The following is a 24,466-nucleotide window of genomic DNA, read 5'->3' as shown; positions in this document are numbered from 1 at the left end:
GTGACATCCGGACCGCGCTTTGCGTTGTCTGGCGCGAAGCTTCCTGCGGCTATGGTCGCGGTGGCTGGGCTGTCCGCGAGTGATTTGCCAACCTCCACCTGCCCGGATGTGATGCTGAATCTGACATGCACCTTGTCAGACCGAACATATGCCGACTTGTGCAGGGGAGGACAATCCCGCTGGCAGGCAGCGGTGTTTCCGGTGCCGACTGCCACAGCGCGCTGAGAAGCTCACGCGAGAACAAGCCTGTGGAGTGAGTCCGCTACGCCCGCTTTCGTCCTCTGGAGCTAAGCAGGTTTGGCATATGCGGCTGCGCTCAGAATTTCGTAGCCCACAAATGTTTCATCGTTTTCGACCCAGGCGTCATGGCCAGGGGGGATTGAATAGGCTTCGCCGACGCGAATTGTGGCGCGGGTTCCATCTTCCATCTCAACTGTCAGCGTTCCGGCAATACAAAACCCCAAATGACTATTTTGGCAGCTCTCGGTCTGCACCACGGTCTTGACGGTCTCGGACCACCTCCAGCCGGGCTCGAAAGTGAACCTGCCTAAGGTAGTGTCGCCAAGGTTGACCACATCAACTTCGGTCTTAGGTGGACGGCGTTTTTCATCGGGTTCGTTGAATGACTTTGATTCCAGAGCCTTGACACTTATCGCGGACATCTCGTCCTCCCCATTAAGCCTTGCCCAACTGGTTTGACCCGGAGGAGAGATGCTCCGGGATGAGGGTCCGGAGACCTCTGAAGCGTGGCCTTTTCAGGGCTAAACCGGACATTTGCGACCAACGGCTACAGTGTGCTCTCAGCTGTGGCCTATGTCAACAGCTTTCATCGGCATCCTGAAGCCCGGTTCCAAAGTCGCTTCCTCCCTGCTCATCGATGTGATTGTTGGGAAGACTTAGCCCGGCTCGACCGCCCTTTGCCATCCAGTTGTTTCACTCAGCAATCACCTCAAGTCATCCTGATAGCAGAATGGAAGACTAGGAGACGGCTGAGTAGGAAGGAACGATTTCGGGGGTCTCCCCCGCCTGCTTTATGTTTAATAGCTCCTGCCTTGGACTGTGATGTGAGTGTGTACTGTGCGCCGGTCACCGTGTCGATGAGTGCGCCTCGCAGGCGCTGATTGCGGCGGTTATCGTTCAACTGGGCAGCTAGGGGCAACTCTTAGGCGTTGGCGAGCCAGAGGTCGGATCCGAATACTTCATAGTGGATGCGGTCAGCCGGGACGCCTGATTTTAGTGCCTGCGATCGGATTGAGCGCATGAAGGGTAGCGGTCCGCAAAGGTAAACGGACGCGTTATCCGGGATGGTTATTGAGTCCAGGGACATGAATCCCTCACGCGAATCGCTGGTTGGCGTTTCCAGCCAGAGCTCGAGCTCGGCGGACTCGAGGCTTGCCGCGTCGTTGCTCATCTGTTCCCGAAGCGCCCAGCGGTCAAGGCTGACTTCAGCATGCAGGACGAGTACCTCTCGACGGGATTCTTGTTGAGCCAGGGACCGCAGAATCGAGGCTGTGGGGGTGCAGCCGATCCCGGCAGACGCCAGAACGAGCGGGTGATCACCGTCAGCCAAGGTGACGTCTCCACAGGGGTTTGAGAGCATTAACTGGTCGCCGACCTGGACGCTGTTGTGAAGCACCGGAGTTACTTCGCCCTCCGTGTCGAGTCGGGCGGTGAATACCCGCACGGCTGTCCCGTCGTCTGCGGCCAGCGAGTATTGGCGTACCTGGTGAACGCCGTCTGGCATCCTTACCTTCACGCCAACGTACTGTCCCGGCTGGGATGGTGTCACCGGGGTCTCATCGGCAGGAACGAGAGTGAAGGTCACGGCGTCGCTGCCCGCAGCTTCTTTTTTGCTCACCGTCCATGGGGCCCAGGGCTTGTCATTGGCGGCTGAGGCATATAGTCCCTTTTCCATTTTGATCAGGGTGTGGGCCATCAGCCAGTAGACCTCAGTCCATGCTCCAGCTATTTCGGCGGTAATTACATCGCTGAGTTCCTCGGCAATAGCGTCGAAGAGATGCTTGTAAACGACGTCGTACTGCTCCGGCACAATGCCGAGGGACACGTGCTTGTGGGCGATACGGGCCAGCAGAATTTCCGGGGCACTGTCTGGGTTATTGACCATGTGAGTGGCAAATCCCGCAATGCTTCCCGCCAAGGCCTGCTGCTGTGTCCCATTTTTCTGATTTGATCGGCTAAAGAGGCCATCAAACAACTCCGGATGCGCAGTGAAGAGCCTGGCGTAGAAGTTCTTGGCAATTTCGGGCATTTTCTCGCCCACCAAGGGAAGAGTCGCCTCGATGATGGGATGGGACTGGGTCGAAAGCATGCCGTCTCCTAGATTTGAGGCCATTTGCCTACCCTAAAAGTAGCATCTCATATGCTGGTTTAACTATTTGAGCTATGACAAGCGCACCGCTGCGGCACCACCTATTGGCTGCTTATTGTGCTCAAAGCAACGAAGACAGGACCCGTCCCACGGGGATCGGCCAGCCCTGCTATGACAACGTCGTCGAGCTCCGCGTAAAAAGCTTCCCGGGCGCGGCGCAATGCCGTACGCAAACCGCAACCGTGAATGAGCGGGCAATCACCGGCCGGTGTGCGGCAATCCGCGAGATCCTCCCGGGTGTCCAAAGCCCGCAGCAAAGAGCCGACACTCGCACGGCGGCCCTCCTCACTGATCCTTAGCCCACCGGAGCGCCCACGGACGACATCGACAAGACCAAGATCGCGGAGCCGTATTACGGCTTTGCTGACATGGTTGTAGGGGATGCCAATTTCCTCGGCGATAACTCGGGAAGTTTTCAGCTCCGCCGCTGGAGCAAGGATCATCATCACGCGCAGGCAGACATCCGAAAAGGCGTTGATCCTCATGTATCAACAGTAGGCCGAGAAAAGGTACCCAGCGGAATTTGGCCTACGGGTTCCCTTCACAGGTGAACTTTCGCCTTTCCCCACTGATCAATCTCTGGGACTACCTGCGAAACGCGGCCGGACACCGGCTGTCAGGAGACTGGCACTTCGACATCAACGATGCCGACGAACCGACTTCCGATTCCCTCGTACTCGCTGCGGACCAGACTCGGCATTACCGGCGGGAGGTCCTCAAGGGCGTGGTGCGCGCAGTAGACATAGGTGAACGGCGGCCACCACTTCTTAGGCCGTGCGGCTTCCGAGAAACCACAGACCGCGCAGGTCAGTTGAACCCAAACGGGGCGCTTACCCGTCCGGTTGTTCCTGGACTGAACGAGCCAGCCCGGTGGACTGTCCATGAGCTCGGATAGCTCGGTGTCCGTCAGCCTTGCAGGGATACCGTGACGGTGCGCCATTTCCAGGGAAATATCGAGGATTTGAGCTGCTTCACGTCGTGTAACCATCAGACAACGATACGGGATGCGGGCCCCTCCCTGCTCACGGATCCGCGTAGGACGCCAATACCCACCAGCACCTCCGACGCCCTTCACAACTGCCGGTTAAAGCCTATTTGGACGTGTCGGCAGTGGACTCCGTCCTCCCATCGACCTCAGAATGCTCGGCCAGCTCGTGTGGACGTACGGCGTCTACCGGTATGCCGTTTACCAGTACCTGCTCGTCCATGTCCTCGGCGCTGCGGGTCTTGAGTAGACTCGCGACGGTCGCTACAACGACGGTGGCTGCGATGAAGAGCAGCGAGAACCAGATGGGGATCTCGGGTACCCAAAGAAGTGGCTCCCCGCCGTTGACGAAGGGGAGCTCGTTGACGTGCAGGGCGTGGAAGACGAGCTTCACTCCGATGAAGCCGAGGATGACGGCCAGACCCTGGGCGAGGTAGACCAAGCGCTCGAGCAGCCCTCCGATGAGGAAGAACAACTGCCGCAGACCCATCAACGCGAAGGCGTTGGCGGTGAAAACGATGTAAGCCTCGTTGGTCAGACCGTAGATTGCGGGGATTGAATCGACAGCGAAGATGACGTCCACAAACCCAATCGCGATGATTGTCAGCAGCATCGGCGTGACGTAGCGCTTCCCGCCCTGCTTCACAGTGAGTTTGTCCTGGTGATACTCATCGGTGACGGGCAGGACCCGGCGGACCAGTGTCATAAACCTACCGTTAGCCGGATTGGACTCGTGGCTGCTGAACGCTTGCCGGTAGGCCAGAACGAGCAGTAGAGCGCCGAAGATGTAAAAAACCCACGAAAAGTTCTCGATCAGGGTCGCTCCGATAGCGATGAACCCGCCACGCAGGATGAGGGCGATGATGATCCCGATCATCAGCACCTTCTGCTGATACTTTTTCGGAACGGCGAATCCGGCCATCACGATGAGGAAAACGAATAGGTTGTCGATCGACAGAGCCTTCTCGGTGAGATAGCCAGCAAAGTACTCACCGCCGAACTTCCATCCCGACACCACCCCGATCCCCACCCCAAACAACAGTGCCAGTCCGATATAGAAGGCCGACCAGCGCGCCGATTCTGCGATGGACGGCTCGTGTGGTTTACGCACGTGGGCGAAGAACTCGTAGACAAAGAAGAGGATCGTCACAGCGATCGTGATGAGCCAGATCAGGGGTGTGACCTGCATAAGATTGCTCCCAAGGGGTAGGCGTTGAACAGATACGCCAAGGTCTCCTCCGCCCCGGACAACACCGGAACCAACGACCCGAGATGCTTCAGTGCATCCGTATTGACGGGCCAATCACAGACGGGAGTACTCCCCTTGATAAAAGAATCCTAACCCACCCGAAACCGGCAGACCAACCGGCATCCACTCAGCGGGACTTATGCTGGGCGGAATCCTTCTTCTTGCCCTTCGGCGCTTTTTTAGATTTCCCGATCTCGTAGCGCTGCGGAACGAACCGCTGGCGGTCCAACGGCGGTCGGTCGTAGATCCGGTTCTGGCGCTCGGGCAACTCGATGTCCGGAAACTCCCGGCGCTCGTAAGGCAGCAGCGATAGCAGATGGGCCATCAGGTTAAGCCGGGCCTCCTTTTTGTTGTCGGCGTCGACCACCCACCACGGGCTGCGCTCGGTGTCACTGAACTCAAACATCTTGTCCTTGGCCTCGGCGTAGTCAACCCACCGGGCTTGCGCCTCAAGGTCCAGGGTGCTCAGCTTCCAACGCTTAGCCGGGTTATCGATGCGGCCCTGGAATCGTCGGCGCTGCTCGGAGTCAGAAAGACTCAACCAGTACTTCACCAGGACGATCCCATCGGAGATCAATGCCTCTTCAAGCATGGGCACCGCCTCGACGAAGTCGGCATACTGTTCATCGGTGCAATAGCCCATCACCCGCTCCACCCCGGCCCGGTTGTACCAAGACCGGTCGAACAGCACAATTTCCCCAGCCGCTGGTAGATGGGCGATGTAGCGTTGAAAGTACCACTGTGACCGCTCGCGCTCAGTGGGCGCCGGGAGTGCAACAACCCTGCAGAAGCGCGGGTTGAGCGCCCCGCTAATGCGTTGGATCGTTCCGCCCTTACCGGCGGTGTCGCGTCCTTCGAAAATAACGACCAACCGCGTGCCGGTTGCGCGCACCCACTCCTGCAAGGCGACCAGTTCCTCCTGCAACCGCAGCAATTCCTTGTCGTAGTCCTTCTTGGACAGGACCTGGGGGCTCGCCTCATCAGACGTTTTCTTGACCACACCTCATATTCTGCCCCAGAGCAGAGCATTTCAGGGAGGTACTTCCACTGTTCGGGCCGAGGGCCACGAGAACCGGCCTTCTCCGAGAACCGTTGGCGCTGATACTCGGACCTTCCTGCTCTTGATGTTCATGCACCGCAGGTCGGTGACGGTCGGCGTCTGAGCCGCCGTAATGGCTTGGCGCCCAGCCACCGTGGAAGATGTCACAGGCGGGTTTCACACTGCGACCAGAACCTCACCATGCCCCGTGCGGCGCCCCCTCGGTTGGTACGGGCAATCCACTGCAGGGCTTCATAGCGGGTTCTCAATGGAGATCTGTTCCAGGTGTTCAGGCATCCGGGCCCGCCAGCCCAGTTCCCGTTTAATACGGATGCGGAGGGCATCCGATGCAACGGGTTCGCCATGCGTAATGTAGGTCATGCGGGGTTGGGTTTCTGCTGCTTTCATCCACGCGATGAGCCCGTCGGAATCGGCGTGGGCAGACAGGCTTTGCATCTGGATAACTTCGGCGCGGATCAAAACGTCCTCACCATAGATGCGGAGCACACGTTCCCCGGCGGCGAGGACCGCGCCCCGGGTACCGCTGGCCTGGTAGCCGCTGAGGACGATGGCGTTTTTCGGATCCGGTCCATACGCTGCGATGTGATGCAGGATCCTGCCGCCGGTCAGCATGCCGCTGGCTGAAATGATGATCATCGGTCCGCCTCGCAGGTTCAGCAGCTTGGACTCATCCGCGGTGCGGGTGAGCGTGGCCAGCCTATACATGCCTTCGTAGTCGTCCTGCTTGAGATGGTGTTCCTCGCGGTACCGCTGGTACATCCGGGAAGCGTCGATCGCCATGGGGCTGTTCAGGTACACCGGGATGTCCGGAATCGCGTTCTTCCTGCGGAGCTTGGACAGATACAGCATCAGCGTCTCAGCCCGGCCTACGGCGAACGCTGCAATCATGATCACCCCGCCGCGTTTCGCCACCCGATTAATGATCTCCCCAAGTTGTTTCTGCGGGTCCATGCCTGAGTGTTTCCGGTTGCCGTACGTTGACTCGGTTACCAGCACCCCGACACTGCCAAGGGCCCGCGGCGGGTACATGAAAGGATCATCGGCTCGGCCCAGGTCCCCGGTGAAATGCACGGAGTGTGAGCCGATCCGGATATGGACCTGCGCGGCGCCCAGGATGTGACCGGCGGGCAGGAACGTCAGTTCCATGCCTCCGCCAAGCGGCAAGGGGGTGTCGAAACCGTGGGTTTTGAAACTGTTGAGGGACTTCACGGCATCGGCCGCCGTGTAGAGCGGAAGCGGCGGCCTGTGTTGGGACGATCCGCGGTGGGATGCGTACCTGGCCTCTTCTTCCTGTAAGTGTCCGCTGTCCGGGAGGATCAGCTTGCAGAGGTCGAAGGTGCCCTCTGTGGCGTAGACAGGTCCAGCGAAGCCGTCCCTGACGAGCGCGGGTACGTATCCGGTGTGGTCCAGATGCGCATGAGTCAGGACCACGGCGTCGATGGAATGCGGCGGGACGGGAAAGGGTGCGCGGTTGCGTTCGCGGCTGCGCTTGTAGCCCTGGAAAAGTCCGCAGTCGACCAGCACACGCTTGCCACCGGACTCAATCAGGTATCGGGAACCGGTAACGGTATCGGTGGCTCCAAGGAACCGGAGGGTCGGCTGCTGGTGTTTCATAATTTCCCGTTCCCGTTGATGTTCCCGTACTCTGCCGCCGGATACCGCATTCAGCTATGACCGGCGAGGTAACTAACGAGGCCGTCAACCGTTGCCACCGCCGGATAGTCGCGTTCCGGGATGTCCACACCGGTGGTCTTTGCGATGGTCTCCACGAGATGAAGAAAGTCCAGCGAGTCAAGTTCCAGGTCCTGGCGCAACCGGGCACCGCCTTCGAGATCATCAGGTTCAACATCGGGGGCCACCTGGCTGATTGCTGCCTGCACTGCCTGTCTGGCGTCCTGTTCCTTCATAGCTCCTCCGGTCTCTGCAGTAATTCATCGATGCGGGAAAGGAAACGGCCGCCGCGGAGCCCGTCGCTGACGCGATGGTCTGCCGATAGCGTTGCGGTGACAGTGTGGCGGATGCCGAGCATTCCGTTTTGCGCCCACGGCTGCTCAAGGACTTTGCCGAAGCCCACCATGGCCACCTGGGGTGGATAGATTACGCCGTAGACGCTGTCCACGCCGAGGTCGCCCAGGTTGGTCACGGTGATGGTGGGGTCGGTCATCTCGGCGCGCTGCAGCCGGCCCGCCCGGGCTCGGCTGACGAGGCCGCGCAACTTGTCCATAAGTTCATCGAGGGTCAGCGTTTGGGCATCGTGCAGGGCGGGAGCCACCAGACCTCCGTGGCGCAGGGCCACAGCGACGCCAAGATGGACGCTAGCGCTCGGGTGAAACGTCCCACGGGTAAAGAAGCCGTTCATCTCCGGCGTTTCCTTTGCGGCCAATGCCGTCGCCTTCAGCAGCAGGGCCGAGGGAACCAGGCGAGATGAGACCGGCCGCTGTTGGTTCTGCGATTGCATCCACGCCATCGCCGTTGCCAGGTCAAGAGTGTTGGCCAAGTAGTAGTGCGGAATTTCCTTCTTCGAACGGGACATGAGGGAGCCGATGGCCTGCCTGAGGGTGGCGGCCTTATCCCCGCCGATCTCTTTCCGGCTCCGCGGTGCAGCGTCGACTGCAGGCTCCGCTTGCCGTGGAGGCTCGGATGCCATCGCCTCCACCCGTTTTCCGGTGGCCGCGCCCGCGGCGCGACGGACATCGGACTCGGTGATGGCGCCGTCGGGCCCGGTACCGACCACTTCTTGAAGGTCGACCCCAATCTGGGTCGCCAGCCGCCGGGCACGCGGGGAGGACCGCATCCTGCGTTGCCACGCCGGGCCGTTTTGGGCTCCGGGAGCTGCCGGCACTACCCTGGCCGTACGCTCGGCGGCAGCACTTTCGACGTCGGCACGGGTCACCTCGCCATTCAGGCCGCTGCCACGGATCGAGCAGACGTCGACCCCGAGGGTGTGGGCCAGATGCCGGACCGGGGGCGAGATTTTGCTGCCGTGTTTGACCGGCGGAGGTGAAGGGACTTTGGGATCCACAACGGCTGGGGCCGGCCGGGGTTCGTCAGCCGACGCCACGGTGGGGGTTGGTTCTGACGGGGCCGGGCTTCGGTCGGCGGGTGTCGGAGTGAACCGGGCGATGGGTGTCCCTACGTTCACGGTGTCGCCGATGTCCACGAGGAACTCGGCGACCACGCCTTCCTCGAATGACTCGATGTCCATGACGGTCTTGTCGGTGTCAACAGCGGCCACGATGTCACCCTTGTGGACATAGTCACCGGGCTTGACCAGCCACTCCACCACCTTGCCGTGCTCCATATCGGCGCCCAGGGACGGCATTCGAAACTCAGCCACGGTTTCCCACGGCCTTCCGCACGGCAGCCACGACCCTCTCAACCGACGGCAGCGCGGCCAGCTCCATGTGCTTGGCGTACGGCACGGGCACTTCTTCACTGCAGACCCGTTCCACCGGGGCGTCGAGGTCGAAGAAGGCGTGCTCGCCGATCCTGGCGGCGATCTCGGCGGAGAGGCTGCCGCTCCGCCAGCCTTCATCCACGACCACTGCCCGGTGGGTCTTGCCGACGCTGTTGAAGATGGTCCCGTCGTCGAGCGGCCGGAGGGTGCGCAGGTCAAGGACCTCAGCGTCAATGCCGTCCCCGGCCAAGCGGTCCGCGGCCTCCAGCACGATGGGAAGGGTACCGCCGTAGGTGATGAGGGTGACGGAGTTTCCGCGGCGCCGGATGGCAGCTTTGTCGATGTCCACAGGCCCGGCGCCGTCCTCCAGCTCCCCCGCGACGTTGTACAGCGACCCGTGCTCGAAGATCAGCACCGGGTCCGCGTCCTGGAGCGCGGTCCATAGCATCCCGCGGGCGTCGGCGAGGGTAGCGGGGGCCAGGATGCGCAGGCCCGGAATGTGCGCGTACCACCCTTCCAGGCTGTGCGAGTGCTGTGCGCCGAGCTGGCGGCCCGCCCCTGTGGTCATCCGGATCACTATTGGCACGTTGAATTGGCCGCCGGACATGTGCAGCAGGGTCGCTGCGTTGTTGATGATCTGGTCCAGGGCGAGCAGGCTGAAGTTGACTGTCATGATTTCGACGACGGGACGCATTCCGCCCAGGGCCGCTCCGATTCCCGCCCCGACAAAGCCGGATTCGGACAGCGGAGTATCGCGGATGCGCTCCGGGCCGAATTCCTCAAGAAGGCCCAGGCTGACGGCGAAGCTGCCGCCGTAGCGGCCCACGTCCTCGCCCATCAGGAACACCCGCTCGTCGCGTTGCAGGGCGTCCCGGAGGGCTGCCCTGACCGCTTCCCGGTAAGTGGTTTTCATGCTGCCGGCCCCCCTTCCGCTACGTCGTTTCGCTCGCTGTAGACAAACCGGGTGAGGTCCTCCACCGGTTCGAGCGTGCCCGCCTCTGCGAATTCGACGCCGGCAGCCACCTCCGCGTCGACGTCGGCCTGCAGCGCGGCCCACTGCTCGTCCGACAGCTCACCTGCCGCCTCCAGCGCGGATTTGATCAGGACGATGGGATCCCGTTCCATCCACCGGGCCACCTCGGATTTCTCCCGGTACAGTTCAGGGTCGAACATCGAGTGGGCGCGGAAGCGGTAGGTACGCAGCTCCAGGAAATGCGGGCCTCCGCCGGAGCGCACGGCATCAACGGCCCGCCGGGCAGCTTCCTCGACCGCGAGCACGTCCATCCCGTCGACGGCCCAGGCGGGTATCTCATAGCCGGCGGCCTTGAGGGCCATGTCGGTTTGTGACTCCGAACGGAACAGTGCCGTGCCCATGGCGTACAGGTTGTTCTCGCAGCAGAAGAGCACCGGAAGCTGCCACAGCGCTGCAAGGTTCAGGCTTTCGTGGAACTCGCCTTCAGCTACCGCACCTTCCCCAAAGAAGCAGGCGGTCACCCGACGCCGGCCGGCCATTTTGTCGGCCAAGGCTAGGCCGACGGCGAGCGGCAACCCGCCGGCCACAATCGCGTTTCCACCGTAGAAGCGGGTGGCGGCATCGAAGAGGTGCATGGAGCCGCCCCGGCCGCGGCAGCATCCTTCAAGACGCCCATACATCTCGGCCAGGATGGAGCCGGCGGACAACCCCCGCAGGAGCGCATGGCCGTGCTCCCGGTAGGTGGCCACCACGGCGTCCTCCGGCGCCAGCGTTTCCAGCACCCCGGCGGCCACGGCTTCTTCACCGATGTAGACATGCAGGAAGCCGCGGATCTTAGCGGCGCTGTAAAGTTCAATGCACTTTTCCTCGAGGGTGCGCACACGCAGCATCTGCCGCAAGAGATGCCGGGCGTGGCCAGCATCAGGGATGGCCTGCTCCCGCCGCTCGTTCATGGCCGCAGCCCGGCCTGTTCCAGCGTTGACAGGTCGCCCTCGGGCAGGCTCAGCTCGCGCGCCTTGAGCAGCCGGCGGAGAATCTTGCCGCTACGGGTCTTGGGCAGGTCGGTGGTGAACTCGAGGACCCTGGGGGCGACCGCGGCGCCCAAGCGTTTGCGGGCGAATCCGATAATTTGCAGCCGGAGTTCCTCGGAGGGTTCCTGGCCTCGCTGCAGTTCGACAAAGGCCTTGACCACTTCTCCGGCCACCGGGTCGGGGACACCGATGACCCCGGCCTCCGCCACTGCCGGGTGCTCCATCAGGCAGCTTTCCACTTCGAAGGGGCCGATCAGGTGACCTGATGACTTGATGACATCGTCCCCGCGGCCCACGAACCAGAAGTACCCGTCGCCGTCGCGCCTTGCCAGGTCGCCGGTGAGATACCAGCCACCGGCGAAACAGTGGCGGTACCTCTCGTCCTCGTTGAGGTAGCCGCGGAACATGGAAGGCCATCCGGGCCGGAGCGCCAGTTCCCCCATGGTGTCCGGGTCGGTGACGAGCGTGGCCTTTCCGTCCTGGATGATTGGCTCACCGTGGGCGTCCCGCGCTACCAGCGCAGCTTCGATTCCCGGCAGCGCCCGCCCCATGGAGCCGGGGCGGATGGGCATGGAAGGATAGTTGGAAATCATGATGCCCCCGGTCTCGGTCTGCCACCAGTTGTCATGAATCGGCAGGCCGAGGACCTCCTGGCCCCACACCACGGCTTCGGGATTCAACGGCTCGCCAACACTCGCGACGAAGCGCAGGGCAGACAAGTCGTGGCCAGCAGCCCTCTCCGCCCCCGCCTTCATCAGCATGCGCAGCGCCGTCGGAGCCGTGTACCAGACCGTGATGTGCTGTTCGGCGAGAATCCTGTACCACCGGTCAATGTCGAGTTCTTCCTCATCCACCACCACAGTGACCCCATGGACCAGAGGTGCGATGATGCCGTAGGAGATCCCGGTAACCCAACCCGGATCGGCTGTGCACCAGTAGATGTCATCCGGATGGAGGTCCAGGGCGTAGCGGCCGGTGGCATAGTGGGCGACCACTGCCTCATGGACGTGGATCGCACCTTTGGGGGTGCCTGTGGTTCCGCTGGTGAAGTGCAGCAGGGCCATGTCCTCGGGCTGCGTGACCGCAATGTCCTGGTCCGGCGAGGCTTGGGCCAGGAGCTCGGTGAGGTCCAGGGTGTCCGGTTCAGGGTGGCCGTCAGCATCGGCCAGCAGGACGAAGCGCAGCTCGGGAAGGCTTTCCCTGATGGGTGCGACCTTCTTCCGGTACAACGCCCTGCTGGTCACCAGCACACGGCCCGCCCCGAGACGCAGTCTTTGCTGCACCGGTTCGGGACCAAAGGCCGGAAAGAGCGGACAGAAGACACTGGCATTTTTAAACGTGCCCAGGACCGCCACGTAAAGGTCCGGGCTGCGGCCCAGGAGGGAGAAGACCCGTTCGCCCCTCCCGACCCCGAGTTCCCGCAGGACCGCGGCAAACCGGCTGGTCTGGCTGGCCAGCTGCGCATAACTCAGTGAGCGGGTGCCGCCGTCTGACCGGATGAAGCGCAGCGCTTCAATGCCGGACCGGTCACCTGCGGCGTGCCGGTCTACTGCCTCGTAGGCGATGTTCAGACCCCGGCCCCCGGGTAGCCCGGATAGCTCTCGCCGCGCCTGGTCCCATGTGAAGGACTTCCGAACTTCCTCGTACTCGCCGAGGTTGGGCGGCACGCGAAACGATGCCGGGTCCTTCGCGATGACAGGCCACCGGGTGGGACGTGCGGTTGCTGCTTTCATGGTTCCATCACTCCTATCCGTTAGAAGCCCATGGGCTCGGTTTCGAGCTCAAGTTCAACCGTCAGGTCCTCGTAGTGCAGCGGGCCCTGCACCAGCCCTGTTCGAGAACACGAACACCGCGGTCCTCATCAGGTTGTCTCTTCCTCGTCCAGGGGAGCAGCATTCGAAGGACTCCACGACATCCTGAGGATGAAATGCGCGTCCCCACTGCTGCGGGCGATCAGCGCACCCGCATCCCCAGCCAGTTTCACGCCGAATTCGATCTCCACCTTTTCAGGGGTCAGCTCTGCCATGGCCTCCAACGCTGCCCGGGCTGCTGGGCGGATGCTCGCGAGAGCATCCTCCAGACGCCTGCCGACATCCAGGATTCCCTGTTCGTTGCGGGCCGGGTGGTTCACGCCGTAGCTGTTATCTTCAGTCTCGACGAGCACCGTCCCGGAGCCCACTTCATACCGCATTACCTCAGTCATGGCAGCTTTCCTCCGCTATTGGGACGTGCGCATGTTGTGCTGAGCCTGGGCGAAGGACAAGGGCCCCAACCTCCCCCGATACGACTTATCCACACGATTCCCTCTCTATCCGGTGCGGAAGCGTTCCACTTTCCGTCCCGCTTGTACTTTCAGCCCGCAGTTCAAGTCAACGCTGCCCAAAATCCGCCCGCTAGGGTAGAAAGGCCTGCCCTCCGATGTCATGAACCGCTAGGAAACTGTTCGCACTATTTGTGTCTCGGGCATTTCCGTCGACCCCTGCCCAGCGGACAACCGGGTTGCTCAGGGAGGTGGGACCTTCGGCCCTTCGGGTGCGTTTCCTACCCTGACAATGTTGAGTCCGATGATGTAGGAGGTCTCGGTGCTCGCTTGGTGGGTGGACCAACCCGGTCCCATGAATACCCGGCCCATGGTCAAGGGGGTCCGTGAAACCCCTGAACCCGGCCCCAATGAACTCCTGGTGGATGTGAAAGTCTGCGGTGTGTGCCGTACCGATCTCCATCTGGCCGAGGGTGACCTCCAGCCGCGTCGCCCTGCCGTCATCCCCGGTCACGAGGCAGTGGGCACAGTAGTAGCGAGCGGCCCAGGCAGTTCCAGGTTCGCGCCGGGCGACAGGGTTGGCGTTGCCTGGCTGGGCGGCGTCTGCGGTACGTGCCCCTACTGTCGCCGGGGTGATGAGAATCTGTGCGCGGCACCCGTCCTCACTGGATGGGACAAGGACGGCGGTTACGCCGAGCAACTCACCGTCTCCCAGGACTTCGCCTATCTCATTCCGGAGGCTTTCACGGATGAACAAGCCGCACCACTGCTGTGTTCCGGCATTATTGGTTACCGTTCGCTGAAACGGGCAAATGTGCCATCTGGTGGACGCCTAGGCATCTATGGTTTCGGCAGTTCCGCGCACTTGACCGCGCAGATGGCGATATACCAAGGCGCATCCGTCTACGTCATGACCCGTTCCGAGGAGGCCCGCGCCTTAGCCAGAAAGCTTGGGGCAGAGTATGTCGGCGATGCCTACGACGAACCGCCCGTACCTCTTGATTCCGCCATTCTCTTTGCTCCGGTGGGCGAGCTGGTGCCAGTGGCGCTGGCTGCCCTTGACCGTGGCGGCACGCTGGCGATTGCCGGTATCCATCTCAGTGACATACCGCCCCTGAACTACAACGCCCATTTGTTCTACGAACGTCAAGTGCGCAGCGTGACAGCCAATACCCGCGCCGATGGACGGGAATTTCTAGCGCTCGCAGCCCAGATTCCGTTGGCTCCTTCCATCAGCGTCTACCCGTTTGATGCGGCAGATACAGCCCTGGCTGATCTCGCCGCAGACAGGGTCACCGGTTCCGCTGTCCTTCGCGTGCGCCCCTCAGGATCAACCGGGCAGGGTTTAGGCTCCAAGTCGTTACAGTTTCAACGCCGGCTACCCCGACGGCGGTATCTTCTCTGCCCAGATTTTACTCGGCAGCCGCTAAGGGGAGGCCGTGGGGTGGATTTCCGCTGCCTTCACGTCTTTATTGCGTCCTTGCCTTCGATTACGATGCCACCGTGGAAACTTCGCTGAAGAAGTACGATCCCTACCTCCCGCAGACCCCACCGATGGCCGGGGACGACCCGGTCGTGCAATGGCTGCTCCAAGGCGATCCAGCGATCCGTTGGCAGGTGTTGCACGACCTCCTCGATGCCCCACAGGATGAGGTGGAAGATGAACGGGCGCGGGTGGCACACGAAGGGTGGGGCGCTGGGCTACTCGCGCTGCGAGCCCCTGACGGACATTGGTCGGGCGGGGCATGCTTCCCGAATACCGCGGCGTTCGCCGAAAGTACCGCGCGGGCCCTGGCTGCCGGCGAGCCACCTCCACCGTTCCCGACACCCGACGCGGAACCGACCGAGACGCCAAGTGAGCAGCCCGCTGAGGAACCGGAGCAACCATGGACCGCTACCTACCCGGTGTTGTTAGACCTGTGCCACCTGGGCGTACCGCCGGGCAGCGCGGTGATGCGGGAGACAGCGCAACTGGTCGCCCACAACTGCCGGTGGGAATATGACGGGTTGCCGTTCTTCGCCGGGGAAGTCGACTGCTGCATCAACGCTGGCACTATTCTGATCGGCACCTACCTGGGCATCGACGTCGACCCGGTGGTGCAGCGGATCGTGACCGATCAGCTGCCTGACGGTGGCTGGAACTGCTGGGCCGAGGCGCGTTCGGCACCGGGATCGTTCGCCAGCACTCTTGACGTGGTCGACGCTTTGCTGAGGTGGGAGCGACACACCGGTGGATCCGACGAAGTCCGCCGGGCGCGCCACGAGGGCGAAGAGTATCTGCTTCGACGCAGCCTGTTCCGTTCGTTGCGCACCGGGGAACTGGTGAACCCCCGATGGCTGCAATTCTCCTACCCTCCACGCTGGCACTATGACCTGCTCAAGGCGACGAGCTACTTCGCCCTGCGTGGCGGCCCGGCCGATCCGCGGCTGGTTGAGGCGATTGACCAAGTTCGCGCCAAGCGTCAGCCAAACGGATGTTGGCTGCTGGAGGGCACTCACCCTGGGGCGGTCCACTTTCGATTCGAAGGACCCGATGGCACCTCGAGTCGGTGGAACACCCTCAGGGCTCTGCGGCTTCTGCGCTGGTACGACGCAGCAAGTCCTTCCAACGAAGCATGCGTGACACCGTGACAAGGGCGCGGACATGCCGCGTCGCAGTTGGCAGCTGACGCCCCGCAACCTGATGCTCGGGAATGCCTTGGGCATCTCGACTGGCATCTCCGGCACCCCGCTCCAGCCTCAGGTGCGGCCGGTCTCATGAGCCCACATGGCGAGCTCGACCCGATTACGCGCGCCGAGCCACCGTGAGGAGCACTTGCTCCTCACGGGCGGTGGGCGGTGCTATCGGCTGCGCGGATCCACATGCCCCATGTATGGCATCAAGAGTCATATGGAACCTGATTGAAGAAGCACATATTTGGAAACGATGGTTCACAGGAGGCTGCGGGCTGATGTATCGCGCTAGGGGATTCTCGTGTGGGACGGTTCGTTGGCGCAAATCTAGACTTATGGGATGAAGCCGTTCGAAGTCACTATCGATGATGAGCTGTTCCGGATCAGTGAGAGAAGGCAGCCAGATGGAGGCCTCAGCTATGATTTCGCGTGGCTCAACGGCCCAGCAGGGGGAACCTACGGGTTCACCGTAGGTAAGTTCGCGGCCGGGTCGGCAGGGCATACACCAGATGACACGGCGCGTATGACCGAAGACGAACTGCTCGATGAAGTACTAGGGTTCGTGGAGTCATTCTACGAACCTGGCGGGATAGGAGAAGAAGACTTCCCCGAACACATCCCGGCGAGGATCAGCGGACAACTCGAGCAGTAGAGATCCATCTACGCCTCGCGAAGCACCTGCCCCGCAGGAGGATCTCCCACCGCAACACACCTCGTTGGGGTCCGGCGAGATGATAGAAAGCGCTAAACCCGATTCGCGGAGGTGCAGAGGGAATTATTACGCGCTGAACTATGGCTGTAGCGGACGTTGAGTGTCCTGATCTGTTGCCTACTGCACCGCAACCTATGGGTTAGAAGTGTGGCTAGTTTGAGAATGTTCAAGCGACGGGGCAAAGGTGCGGATTACAATAGCAGCACCGATCAGCGTTGTCCCCATCGGTATCATCGCCCACCGAACTAAGGTGAGGACGATTTCTACTGCCCCAACTCCAATAGCCGCCGTTTGGCCCGCGGTTTGCGCGAGAAGGCCGATCAACAACGGGAGCAGAAGCAGCGCAAATCCACCACCGATGATTAGTACGACACCCCATTGAATGCACTTCTTTGCGGTTGACTCCATTGTTCCCCCAATTTCGAGCGACTACGTGTCAGCGAGTCTAATTACTGAGGGCATTAAAAGAACTACCTTCAGCTCTTTTGCGGAAATCCGTACCGCTCCAACGCAGCGGATAGGCGTCCCTAAGTCGGTCCCCTACCGCAACGACAGGCCCTGTAAAGCTGTACGGTGCGTCGCATCGGGCAGAGCGCACTTTCACTCAGCCCCCTGGGTCCATCGCAGTGCAGCGTCAGAGCATCAACCCATGAGACGGATACGCCTTTGGCTGGAGCAAGAGATCGGAGACAGGCTCTGTTGCAAGGCAAGACCGGACGCTAAGCTCCCCGTATGGGGGAACAAACTACGCCGCTGGCAAGCGCCTTTTTCAGGATGGTCATCTTCGGGGGCATGGTCGGCATCGCGACCAGCATCGCCCTGCACATCCTGGGCTCCTTCACATCAGGCTTTCCGCACCTGATGACCGTGATCGGGCAGTCCGGATTGGCGTTCCTGACCGGCTTGCCGGTCGCCGCGTCGGCAGCCGCACCGGCCCTCGGAATGCATAAGTTGGTTGAAGCCAAAAAGTCCGGACTTCGAATCCCTGCCGCCGCCCTCGGTGCTGTGCTGGGCCCGTTGGCCGCGGTCAGCCTGCTTACGGGAGGTCCACCCTTCCAAGCGCCGATACCAGCGCTCGGATGGGTCTTGTTCCTCCCCGCCGCCGCGTTGGCCGCTATCCACTTCACCAAACCCCTTCGGCGAAGTCAGGTACCGCCAGAGATTGTGATCCCCTGCCGCATTGAACCCACCCGCGAAAGTGTCCGCTGAGGGATCGGTCAGCGGGACGGTCGAAGCATGCGATTGATGCAGTACCCGATCACAACGATACTGACGATCGCCAAGAGGGCAGCCACCGGCTACGTTCAGACGGGAGACGGCGGAAGCTGAAAGATGAACCGGTCATCGGGGGACCAAGCGTGCTCGTCGTCGCACTGGTAGCCGCGAAGCCACGCTTGGCCGTCTACGACGCGCAGATAGAAGCCTTTCGGATACTCGTCGTCCTCACTAAGCGCTTCAGCGGCCACCGTGAGGGCACCATCGGGCGCGCTCCCCGACGACATCACCGAATCGCGAGACGCTGCCTGCTCAGCGAGAGCCATCCGTAAAAAGGGTGCAGTATCCACCGGGCACAGCAACAGGCCCTGTTGATGCGCACTGTCGAAAATCTGCGCGAGCGTCGCCCCATGCGGAAGCCCTAGTTCAGCGACAGTACGCTCTGTGACCACGACCCGCCGAGATGTCTGATTGCCGAAAATGACGTCCCCAATCAGCGTCTCCGCGTGACCATTAACTAAGATGCCATGCGCGCTCAGGCTGTCCATAAGTTGCCGCCGGGAAAGCCCTCCGACGCGGACTTCGAGTCGTCCGACGGGATATCTGTCTGACATGAGTCTCCCAGAGATAAGCGTTTGGCACAGGCTGGCACCCAACGCCAAGCTAGACCGGATCGCCGGGCGCAATGAAGCTTATCCAACGGGGTCGCTCAGTTACACGCCGACGCACCCTTTTGCCGATCGCTTATCGGAAAGTTGGCGACAGCTCAGAAAGCGGGGTCTAAGTGTCGATCCAGTAACGGAGTTTTACTGTCGTAGCAGTATCAGCCGCCAGAGGCGCCTCACGGACACCGCCGCAGTTCTCAATTGTGGACCTGGACGCGTGATTATCGGCGTCGCACGTCACCAGAACCTGATCAATTCCGAGTCGCTTGGCTTCAAGAAGGGCGAGCTTCAGTATTTGCTGGGCGTATCCGCGCCCCCCTGAACTGAGGGCGAACGGCATATCCAATGTGTCCACCGACCGTCCGCAGAAACGTATTCAGATTATGGCGGATCGAAACCCGTCCCACGATGCACCCATCAACTTCCGCGATGAGGAAGGTAGCCGGGACACGCCCGACAGAGAGATCTCGACCCTGTCGAGTTGCTTCAAGGTCGACCAGGAAGTCCGTCCAGTCATCCCCGAGGTCATAATTCAAGAGGAAGTCGAATTGGTCTACAGCAAGTTCCTTCTGGGCGAGTAGCGCCTGATCCATATCGGATTCGGAAAGAGAACGTAATTCCATGAGTTCAGACGATACAGACGAACGCACCGCGCAGGCCACCCGTCAACCGGCACAGCACGAAGCTGCGCGGTCCCCGTCCAACTCACCGCAACGTCATCGAAGCGCCCGTCAGCCCGTCCCCTCACGCTAGACGCGCTCAAGGCAAGAGACTCCCCCGAGCAGGTGATGCCTCGACCAACAAATCCGGGGTAGCTCAACCGCTACAGAGAGCCGAGCAGGCCGTGGGATCAGAATATAAATCTTCACCGAAGTCATGTACCTTCCTCGTCGCTCCCCCATGAACTAGTAGGAAAGCCCACCAAGGGCTTCAGAAGAGAAAAGAGGCGGACCGTGACAGGAAGATTGCAACCCACCCACCGAAACGGGTACACCCTGTTCACCATCTGAGCCGGTTTGTGCACAGTCAGAGAGCTAAACAGCCTCTGACAAGGGGAAACTTGGCCCGAAGTGGGACTTGAACCGGCTTTATCCCCTTGCAAACACTGGCCTCCCCCGAAAACCTCCTCAAACCGGCCCAGTCCGGCACCGGTACGGCCCAGTCCGACCCCCAAGGTGTGCACATTGTGCACACCTTGTTTTGCCTCTGCGCCGGGTTTCGATGGCCTCTGTGATTGAGATCGCAGACGCGTCTATCCTCCCGATATGAGCCCAATCCTGGACCCCAAACGACCCTCCGTGCGGCCACGGGCGGAGGACGAGATCGCGCTTGGCGAAAGCCCTGCACCCATTGTGCAATCCTTTGAAATTCATGATGCGCTGTTTCTCCTCCTCGAACATCTCATAGCGAATTGAGAAGAGGACAACATGCATAAACACAGATCAAAGACGTCCACGACACTTGTGAAATGAGCCGAGGTGGTAGGTAGGCGAGCTAATGAGCTGATGCATCAAGGAGTAGCCACGTCACCGATCAATAGTCGACGTCGATTTGCGCGGGCGGCGGACCGGCCAAAAAGCCGACGCAACGGATACATTCAATGATCAATACACCCGAAAGGTCGACTACCCCGTTCTGTGCTTAGTTCAGGGCTGGGGTGTCCTCCGGGATGACGCCGGACCCGTACAGGTCGGTGGCGAGGTCTTGGAGTGCTCGCAGGGCGACCCGTTGGGTGAAGGGCCCATAGGAGATACGGGCCACCCCGAGGTCCTGCATTTCGGCGGCGGTAAGGGCGCCGGGGGCACCGATGACTGACAGCTTTCCTTTTCCGAGCCCGTCAACAAGGGGCTCGATGACGTCGCGGGTGAGTGCCCCGGGCACAAACACCAACGCGGCGCCGGCATCGAGGAACGCTTGGCCCCGGTTGATCGCGTCGTCGATGCTGTCCTTCAGTGGGCGGTCCCCGCCGCGCACGATCGCGTCGGTGCGTGCGTTGAGCTGAAACGCGATGCCCTCGTCGTGTGCTGCGGCGATGATGGCGTGCACGCGGGCAACCGACTCATCGAAGGGTCGAAGACGGTCCTCGACGTTGGCGCCCACGACGCCGAGCCCGATTGCTCGGCGGATGGTCTCTGCCGGGTTTTCGTAGCCGTCGTCGAGATCGGCTGTGACCGGGAGGTCGACGGCGTCAACGATGGTCTTGATCCCGGCAAGGGCTGTGTCCAGCGGCATGGCGCCGTCGGCGTAGCCATAGGCAGCGGCAATAGAGTGACCAGCCGTGGCAATCGCTTGGGACTCCGGTAGTGCGGCGACAGTCGCAGCGCTAATGGCATCCCAAACATTGACGACCCGAAGAATCTCGGGTGCTGTGTGCAGCGCCTTCAGTTGCTGAGCACGGTCCATTGTGTGGTGATCGGTCATTTTTCTTCTCCGTTTCCTGTCAGTTACTTGGCGAGGAAGCCAAGAAGGATGTCGTTGACCTCCGAGGCATGCGTCCAGAGCATGCCATGCGGAGCTCCCTCGATCTCGACGTACTCGGCCTCAGGCAGGGCCTTGTGAAACTCACGTCCCGTCGAGTCGATCGGCAGAATATTGTCAGCGGTGCCGTGCACGATCAGGGAGGGCACCGTGATCTTGGCGACGTCGGCACGGAAGTCGGTGAGCCAGGTGGGCTGCGCCCACACGGACGAGAAGGACGACGCCGCATAGGCGAGGTTCTTGTTCGCCGCCAGGGCCTCCTCGCTGAGACGGGTGCCGAGGTTCTCGCTTGTATTGAAGAAGCTATCGAAAAAGTTGGTGAAGAATGCGTACCGGTCCGACTTCACTGCTTCCAGCAACCCGTCAAAGACCTCCTGAGGGACCCCAGCAGGGTTGTCGTCCGTCTTCAACAAGAAGGGCTGCAGCGATCCGAGAAAAACTGCCTTCGCGACACGCTCTGAACCGTAGGTTCCGAGGTAGCGACCCACCTCGCCCGTGCCCATGGAGAACCCGACCAGGACAGCGTCGCGGAGATCCAGGGATTCTAGAACGGCGGCCAGATCGGCAGCATACGTGTCGTAATCGTGGCCGGTAGTCGGCTTGGAGGACCGACCGAAACCGCGTCGGTCGTAGGTAATGACCCGGTAGCCGGCATCCAGGAGGGCTGCGCTCTGCTTCTCCCAGGACGACCCATCAAGCGGGTACCCATGAATCAGCACCACTGGCTGACCGGTTCCGTGGTCCTCGAAATACGCCTGCACTGGCGCCGAATTCTCGTTTCCGACAGTGATGAACGGCATGTGAGTGTCCCTCCAATAGCGTGAGAACGAGCGTTCTCTACGTTCGGCCGACTCTACGGGAACGATGGTTCTCCCGCAAGTACACTTGAACAATGGATCAGGAGAAAGTGCGCGACAGGGTGATCGAGGCCGCTGACGCGCTGTACTACGCGCGCGGAATCCAGGCTGTAGGAATGGACGCTTTGCGAGAAGCCTCCGGGGTGTCGCTGAAGCGGTTATACCGGTTGTTCTCATCGAAAGAGGCAATAGTCCTGGCGGTACTGCAGTACCGGCATCATCTATGGACCGACGGTGTCACAACAGCCGTCGACCGTGCCGACTCCCCCCGGAACCGCCTCTTGGCTGTCTACGATTACCTCGCCGACTGGTTCGCCACCGACTCATTTCGGGGTTGTGGTTTCATCAACGCCTTCGGGGAGCTCGGCGCCGTTTCACCCGCAGTCGCCGAGGTAGCCCGACTCCACAAGCATTCCTTCCAGGAGTACTTATCCCGTCTTGTCGCCGACGCCGGCGGTACCGCCGAACTCGCTGCCCAGCTGGCAATCCTCGCCGAAGGCGCACAAACCACAGCCGCAATAAGCGGCACCACCGAACCGGCACGGCAAGCCCGCCGAGCGGCCGAAACACTTATCGCCGCGATCGACTCACCGATGCCGTACGCAGGTGAACAGCCTCCTCAATGAGATCCGGTCAATTCAATGGACCGGGACCGCACGGTCGCTCTCACGGCTGACACCCATCATGAAACCTGCCACCGCGAATAACGCACCGGCAAACTGGCCGTACACCGATAAGACGACGACAGCGAATGCTGACAGTGCGACTACCGCTGCTATCAGGTTGGAAGTCTGCTCCCAAAAAGCAGTACCTAAGGGGCGACGAGGATCGTTCGCCGCGGGTTGGATGCGGAACTGGTTACCTCCTCCGATTCCTACGGGAAAGGCCATCTGGTAACTGGCTGCCAGCTGGATGTGGACCGAAGCGTCGATAGCTACCACCACGGGAGCCAAACCCATCGCCACCGCGCTGCAGGCTCGAACAGGTGTCTAGGGGCTTATCCCTCGACGACTAAAGTACCGACCATTGCCGGGTGGTAGGTGCAGATGAAGGAGTATTCCCCGGGTTCGCTGGGGGCGGTAAAGGTGACAGTCTCGTTGGGGCCGAAGACGGAATCGAACATCCCCTCCTGGTCCGAAGTTACCGTATGGGCAGCTGAATCTTTGTTCACGACCGTCACCTCGGCGCCGGGGGTCACCGGGCCGGATATTTGATAAGAAAAATAGGTAACAGTGATGACGACTTCCTCGGCGACTGCCACCGGTTCTTCGGTGGCACTTTCCTCCTCGGTTGGTTCGGCTGGGACCGCGCTGGTCTCCTCGGTCTCCATCTCCATGCTCGTGGTGGAAGTGATCCCCGGCTCGGCGGGACTGCCGGCATCTGACGCGCCACAACCGGCGACTCCCGCTAAAGCTCCGACCAAAAGTAGCCCCATGACGCTCTGACGGATATCCATAATCAACCTTTCACCCAGAATCCCGACATCGAAACCAGTTTCCGCGGCTCCGGGCACTGATAGCACCATGATTCTCTTTCACTATAAAATTCGTCACAGGCTAGGCCACGGATGGGCCGCGAAAACAGCTCAGCAGGACTTTCGCCCCCTAGGCCAGATCGGGTTAATTGCTCCAAAATGAGTTTCATCGGCAGAACCCGCGATATGCATTAGGTAAACGCCTAGCTTGAATCTGGTGCAGTCTCCATTCGACTTCACCATCGGAGGATCACTATCGGGTCCTCGAAACTTCAAGGTCCGACGGGGAACACACGGTAAACCACGGACAGTCTGATCTACCTCGCATGCGGTCTGATGAAAATTTTCACGTTCGAGCTACCAGTGGGTGCATTTTCTTCGAACAGCAGCGGAGTAAATCGCTCCTCAACCTACCCACAAGCACAAAGCCTCCCGTACCGACCCCATTGTCGACCCTTCGCCTCGAATCCATTGTTGGCACCCATCGTTCACCTGAGGAAGGCCTGTACTGGGAGCAGTGCGTCAAACCGTCAGCCCAAGCAGTAGCAACAACAACCCAAAAATTACGACCATATCTGGACTCTTCGAACGGTGTTGAACGAACGAAAAGGTCGCGGACCTGTCGGACGGGTACATCACATGCACCCGGTACCGGCCTACATGCGGTGAATCGAGGAACCACATCCAGAATTACTATGGAATCAGAAGCCGGATCCACCGGTACGGCTGGTATGCACTGGTGCGTGAGTTGGGATCGCTGACGAAACAGTGTCCTCGATGACGTCAACACGTCCGCTAGCAGTGTGCTGGACCCGGTGACTGGGTGGCTGAGTTTCAGGACGGCCCCTTCTGCGCCTAAAACTGTTGTGATTGACGCCTCGCAGATCCAGGATAGACAGCTGTTGATCAACTAATAGGGACCGGGTTTTGGAACGTTTAGCCCGGATTTTTCATGATGGCCGGGTTCGCGGCCAGGTCATGGGCTAGTTCGCGTCCGGTGGGATTTTCTTGTTTTGGGCGTGTTGGCGGGGCCTGTGGTCGCTGGCTG

26 protein-coding genes are annotated in these 24,466 nt (G+C 61.0%); 7 read left to right on the top strand and 19 right to left on the bottom strand.

Features of this window, described 5'->3' with window-relative positions:
* Positions 1 to 287: 287 nt before the first annotated feature.
* The 13 genes from ACX80T_RS02970 to ACX80T_RS02910 form a co-directional block, all read right to left on the bottom strand.
* Positions 288 to 662, bottom strand: a complete 375-nt coding sequence (locus tag ACX80T_RS02970) for a cupin domain-containing protein (RefSeq protein ID WP_024477387.1) — start codon at positions 660 to 662, stop codon at positions 288 to 290.
* A 500-nt stretch (positions 663 to 1,162) separates the two neighbouring features.
* Entirely contained in the window at positions 1,163 to 2,329 is a 1,167-nt protein-coding gene (locus tag ACX80T_RS02965) for a globin domain-containing protein (protein WP_459303643.1), read from the bottom strand.
* A 101-nt stretch (positions 2,330 to 2,430) separates the two neighbouring features.
* Positions 2,431 to 2,874 (bottom strand): RrF2 family transcriptional regulator, encoded by a 444-nt coding sequence (locus tag ACX80T_RS02960; RefSeq protein ID WP_459303642.1) that lies wholly within the window; start codon positions 2,872 to 2,874, stop codon positions 2,431 to 2,433.
* 131 nt (positions 2,875 to 3,005) lie between these two features.
* Positions 3,006 to 3,377, bottom strand: a complete 372-nt coding sequence (locus tag ACX80T_RS02955; protein ID WP_459303641.1) for a hypothetical protein — start codon at positions 3,375 to 3,377, stop codon at positions 3,006 to 3,008.
* Positions 3,378 to 3,480: 103 nt separating this feature from the next.
* Entirely contained in the window at positions 3,481 to 4,563 is a 1,083-nt protein-coding gene (locus ACX80T_RS02950; RefSeq protein ID WP_024477391.1) for a TerC family protein, read from the bottom strand.
* A 187-nt stretch (positions 4,564 to 4,750) separates the two neighbouring features.
* Entirely contained in the window at positions 4,751 to 5,623 is an 873-nt protein-coding gene (gene ppk2 / locus ACX80T_RS02945) for a polyphosphate kinase 2 (protein ID WP_024477392.1), read from the bottom strand.
* A gap of 291 nt (positions 5,624 to 5,914) precedes the next feature.
* Entirely contained in the window at positions 5,915 to 7,297 is a 1,383-nt protein-coding gene (locus ACX80T_RS02940) for an MBL fold metallo-hydrolase (RefSeq protein ID WP_459303640.1), read from the bottom strand.
* 50 nt (positions 7,298 to 7,347) lie between these two features.
* Complete coding sequence (locus ACX80T_RS02935; protein WP_459303639.1) at positions 7,348 to 7,590, bottom strand: acyl carrier protein; 243 nt, start codon at positions 7,588 to 7,590, stop codon at positions 7,348 to 7,350.
* A complete protein-coding gene (locus tag ACX80T_RS02930; RefSeq protein WP_459303638.1) occupies positions 7,587 to 9,020 on the bottom strand; it encodes a 2-oxo acid dehydrogenase subunit E2 in 1,434 nt (477 codons plus the stop codon). Before ACX80T_RS02930 ends, ACX80T_RS02935 begins: the two co-directional genes overlap by 4 nt.
* Positions 9,013 to 9,993 carry an alpha-ketoacid dehydrogenase subunit beta gene (locus tag ACX80T_RS02925; protein WP_459303637.1) on the bottom strand — a complete coding sequence of 327 codons (981 nt, stop codon included), beginning with the start codon at positions 9,991 to 9,993 and terminating at the stop codon, positions 9,013 to 9,015. Before ACX80T_RS02925 ends, ACX80T_RS02930 begins: the two co-directional genes overlap by 8 nt.
* Positions 9,990 to 11,006, bottom strand: a complete 1,017-nt coding sequence (pdhA, locus tag ACX80T_RS02920; protein WP_024477397.1) for a pyruvate dehydrogenase (acetyl-transferring) E1 component subunit alpha — start codon at positions 11,004 to 11,006, stop codon at positions 9,990 to 9,992. The genes ACX80T_RS02925 and pdhA overlap by 4 nt, the downstream gene beginning before the upstream one ends.
* The gene (acsA, locus tag ACX80T_RS02915; RefSeq protein ID WP_459303636.1) at positions 11,003 to 12,817 is read right to left on the bottom strand and encodes an acetate--CoA ligase; all 1,815 of its coding nucleotides are present in this window, start codon (positions 12,815 to 12,817) and stop codon (positions 11,003 to 11,005) included. Before acsA ends, pdhA begins: the two co-directional genes overlap by 4 nt.
* Positions 12,818 to 12,945: 128 nt before the next feature.
* The gene (locus ACX80T_RS02910) at positions 12,946 to 13,287 is read right to left on the bottom strand and encodes a CU044_2847 family protein (RefSeq protein ID WP_024477399.1); all 342 of its coding nucleotides are present in this window, start codon (positions 13,285 to 13,287) and stop codon (positions 12,946 to 12,948) included.
* 379 nt (positions 13,288 to 13,666) lie between these two features.
* Here ACX80T_RS02910 and ACX80T_RS02905 point away from each other — a divergent pair, with 379 nt between their 5' ends.
* The 4 genes from ACX80T_RS02905 to ACX80T_RS02890 all read left to right on the top strand — a co-directional run bounded on the left by ACX80T_RS02905 (position 13,667) and on the right by ACX80T_RS02890 (position 17,938).
* Positions 13,667 to 14,863 (top strand): zinc-dependent alcohol dehydrogenase family protein, encoded by a 1,197-nt coding sequence (locus tag ACX80T_RS02905; protein ID WP_459303635.1) that lies wholly within the window; start codon positions 13,667 to 13,669, stop codon positions 14,861 to 14,863.
* On the top strand, positions 14,848 to 15,975 hold the full coding sequence (locus ACX80T_RS02900) for a hypothetical protein (RefSeq protein ID WP_237742173.1): 1,128 nt from the start codon (positions 14,848 to 14,850) through the stop codon (positions 15,973 to 15,975). Before ACX80T_RS02905 ends, ACX80T_RS02900 begins: the two co-directional genes overlap by 16 nt.
* Before the next feature lie 382 nt (positions 15,976 to 16,357).
* Positions 16,358 to 16,669, top strand: a complete 312-nt coding sequence (locus ACX80T_RS02895; RefSeq protein WP_024477402.1) for a hypothetical protein — start codon at positions 16,358 to 16,360, stop codon at positions 16,667 to 16,669.
* A gap of 792 nt (positions 16,670 to 17,461) precedes the next feature.
* On the top strand, positions 17,462 to 17,938 hold the full coding sequence (locus ACX80T_RS02890) for a hypothetical protein (protein ID WP_156911373.1): 477 nt from the start codon (positions 17,462 to 17,464) through the stop codon (positions 17,936 to 17,938).
* Between the two features lie 95 nt (positions 17,939 to 18,033).
* On the opposite strand, the gene ACX80T_RS02885 is transcribed toward ACX80T_RS02890, so the two are convergent.
* Both ACX80T_RS02885 and ACX80T_RS02880 read right to left on the bottom strand, forming a co-directional pair.
* Positions 18,034 to 18,558: a hypothetical protein gene (locus tag ACX80T_RS02885; protein WP_024477405.1), complete on the bottom strand. Its 525-nt coding sequence runs from the start codon at positions 18,556 to 18,558 to the stop codon at positions 18,034 to 18,036.
* 166 nt (positions 18,559 to 18,724) lie between these two features.
* Positions 18,725 to 18,949 carry a GNAT family N-acetyltransferase gene (locus ACX80T_RS02880; protein ID WP_443111011.1) on the bottom strand — a complete coding sequence of 75 codons (225 nt, stop codon included), beginning with the start codon at positions 18,947 to 18,949 and terminating at the stop codon, positions 18,725 to 18,727.
* Positions 18,950 to 18,992: 43 nt separating this feature from the next.
* Here ACX80T_RS02880 and ACX80T_RS02875 point away from each other — a divergent pair, with 43 nt between their 5' ends.
* Entirely contained in the window at positions 18,993 to 19,190 is a 198-nt protein-coding gene (locus tag ACX80T_RS02875; protein WP_051317723.1) for a hypothetical protein, read from the top strand.
* Positions 19,191 to 19,874: 684 nt separating this feature from the next.
* Positions 19,875 to 20,024 carry a hypothetical protein gene (locus ACX80T_RS02870; RefSeq protein ID WP_162148073.1) on the top strand — a complete coding sequence of 50 codons (150 nt, stop codon included), beginning with the start codon at positions 19,875 to 19,877 and terminating at the stop codon, positions 20,022 to 20,024.
* Positions 20,025 to 20,250: 226 nt separating this feature from the next.
* On the opposite strand, the gene ACX80T_RS02865 is transcribed toward ACX80T_RS02870, so the two are convergent.
* A complete protein-coding gene (locus tag ACX80T_RS02865) occupies positions 20,251 to 21,030 on the bottom strand; it encodes an isocitrate lyase/PEP mutase family protein (protein WP_024477406.1) in 780 nt (259 codons plus the stop codon).
* Between the two features lie 23 nt (positions 21,031 to 21,053).
* Complete coding sequence (locus ACX80T_RS02860; RefSeq protein WP_024477407.1) at positions 21,054 to 21,887, bottom strand: alpha/beta fold hydrolase; 834 nt, start codon at positions 21,885 to 21,887, stop codon at positions 21,054 to 21,056.
* 92 nt (positions 21,888 to 21,979) lie between these two features.
* On the opposite strand from ACX80T_RS02860, the gene ACX80T_RS02855 reads away from it, so the two are divergent.
* Positions 21,980 to 22,570, top strand: a complete 591-nt coding sequence (locus ACX80T_RS02855) for a TetR/AcrR family transcriptional regulator (protein WP_024477408.1) — start codon at positions 21,980 to 21,982, stop codon at positions 22,568 to 22,570.
* Positions 22,571 to 22,582: 12 nt separating this feature from the next.
* On the opposite strand, the gene ACX80T_RS02850 is transcribed toward ACX80T_RS02855, so the two are convergent.
* Positions 22,583 to 22,909 (bottom strand): hypothetical protein, encoded by a 327-nt coding sequence (locus tag ACX80T_RS02850; RefSeq protein WP_024477409.1) that lies wholly within the window; start codon positions 22,907 to 22,909, stop codon positions 22,583 to 22,585.
* Between the two features lie 32 nt (positions 22,910 to 22,941).
* Complete coding sequence (locus ACX80T_RS02845) at positions 22,942 to 23,400, bottom strand: cupredoxin domain-containing protein (protein ID WP_459303634.1); 459 nt, start codon at positions 23,398 to 23,400, stop codon at positions 22,942 to 22,944.
* Positions 23,401 to 24,466: the final 1,066 nt, after the last annotated feature.

The organism is Arthrobacter sp. Sr33 (assembly GCF_054511195.1).
This window is presented reverse-complemented; position numbering and strand designations above follow the sequence as displayed.

Coding starts and splice junctions, on each gene's coding strand:
- ACX80T_RS02860 (WP_024477407.1), bottom strand. CDS start 21,887: ATGCCGTTCATCACTGTCGGAAACGAGAATTCGGCGCCAGTGCAGGCG.
- ACX80T_RS02895 (WP_024477402.1), top strand. CDS start 16,358: ATGAAGCCGTTCGAAGTCACTATCGATGATGAGCTGTTCCGGATCAGT.
- pdhA (WP_024477397.1), bottom strand. CDS start 11,006: ATGAACGAGCGGCGGGAGCAGGCCATCCCTGATGCTGGCCACGCCCGG.
- ACX80T_RS02865 (WP_024477406.1), bottom strand. CDS start 21,030: ATGACCGATCACCACACAATGGACCGTGCTCAGCAACTGAAGGCGCTG.
- ACX80T_RS02935 (WP_459303639.1), bottom strand. CDS start 7,590: ATGAAGGAACAGGACGCCAGACAGGCAGTGCAGGCAGCAATCAGCCAG.
- acsA (WP_459303636.1), bottom strand. CDS start 12,817: ATGAAAGCAGCAACCGCACGTCCCACCCGGTGGCCTGTCATCGCGAAG.
- ACX80T_RS02845 (WP_459303634.1), bottom strand. CDS start 23,400: ATGGATATCCGTCAGAGCGTCATGGGGCTACTTTTGGTCGGAGCTTTA.
- ACX80T_RS02950 (WP_024477391.1), bottom strand. CDS start 4,563: ATGCAGGTCACACCCCTGATCTGGCTCATCACGATCGCTGTGACGATC.
- ACX80T_RS02855 (WP_024477408.1), top strand. CDS start 21,980: ATGGATCAGGAGAAAGTGCGCGACAGGGTGATCGAGGCCGCTGACGCG.
- ACX80T_RS02940 (WP_459303640.1), bottom strand. CDS start 7,297: ATGAAACACCAGCAGCCGACCCTCCGGTTCCTTGGAGCCACCGATACC.
- ACX80T_RS02925 (WP_459303637.1), bottom strand. CDS start 9,993: ATGAAAACCACTTACCGGGAAGCGGTCAGGGCAGCCCTCCGGGACGCC.
- ACX80T_RS02970 (WP_024477387.1), bottom strand. CDS start 662: ATGTCCGCGATAAGTGTCAAGGCTCTGGAATCAAAGTCATTCAACGAA.
- ACX80T_RS02875 (WP_051317723.1), top strand. CDS start 18,993: ATGGCGGATCGAAACCCGTCCCACGATGCACCCATCAACTTCCGCGAT.
- ACX80T_RS02880 (WP_443111011.1), bottom strand. CDS start 18,949: ATGCCGTTCGCCCTCAGTTCAGGGGGGCGCGGATACGCCCAGCAAATA.
- ACX80T_RS02890 (WP_156911373.1), top strand. CDS start 17,462: ATGGGGGAACAAACTACGCCGCTGGCAAGCGCCTTTTTCAGGATGGTC.
- ACX80T_RS02960 (WP_459303642.1), bottom strand. CDS start 2,874: ATGAGGATCAACGCCTTTTCGGATGTCTGCCTGCGCGTGATGATGATC.
- ACX80T_RS02965 (WP_459303643.1), bottom strand. CDS start 2,329: ATGCTTTCGACCCAGTCCCATCCCATCATCGAGGCGACTCTTCCCTTG.
- ACX80T_RS02955 (WP_459303641.1), bottom strand. CDS start 3,377: ATGGTTACACGACGTGAAGCAGCTCAAATCCTCGATATTTCCCTGGAA.
- ACX80T_RS02910 (WP_024477399.1), bottom strand. CDS start 13,287: ATGACTGAGGTAATGCGGTATGAAGTGGGCTCCGGGACGGTGCTCGTC.
- ACX80T_RS02870 (WP_162148073.1), top strand. CDS start 19,875: ATGAGCCCAATCCTGGACCCCAAACGACCCTCCGTGCGGCCACGGGCG.
- ACX80T_RS02885 (WP_024477405.1), bottom strand. CDS start 18,558: ATGTCAGACAGATATCCCGTCGGACGACTCGAAGTCCGCGTCGGAGGG.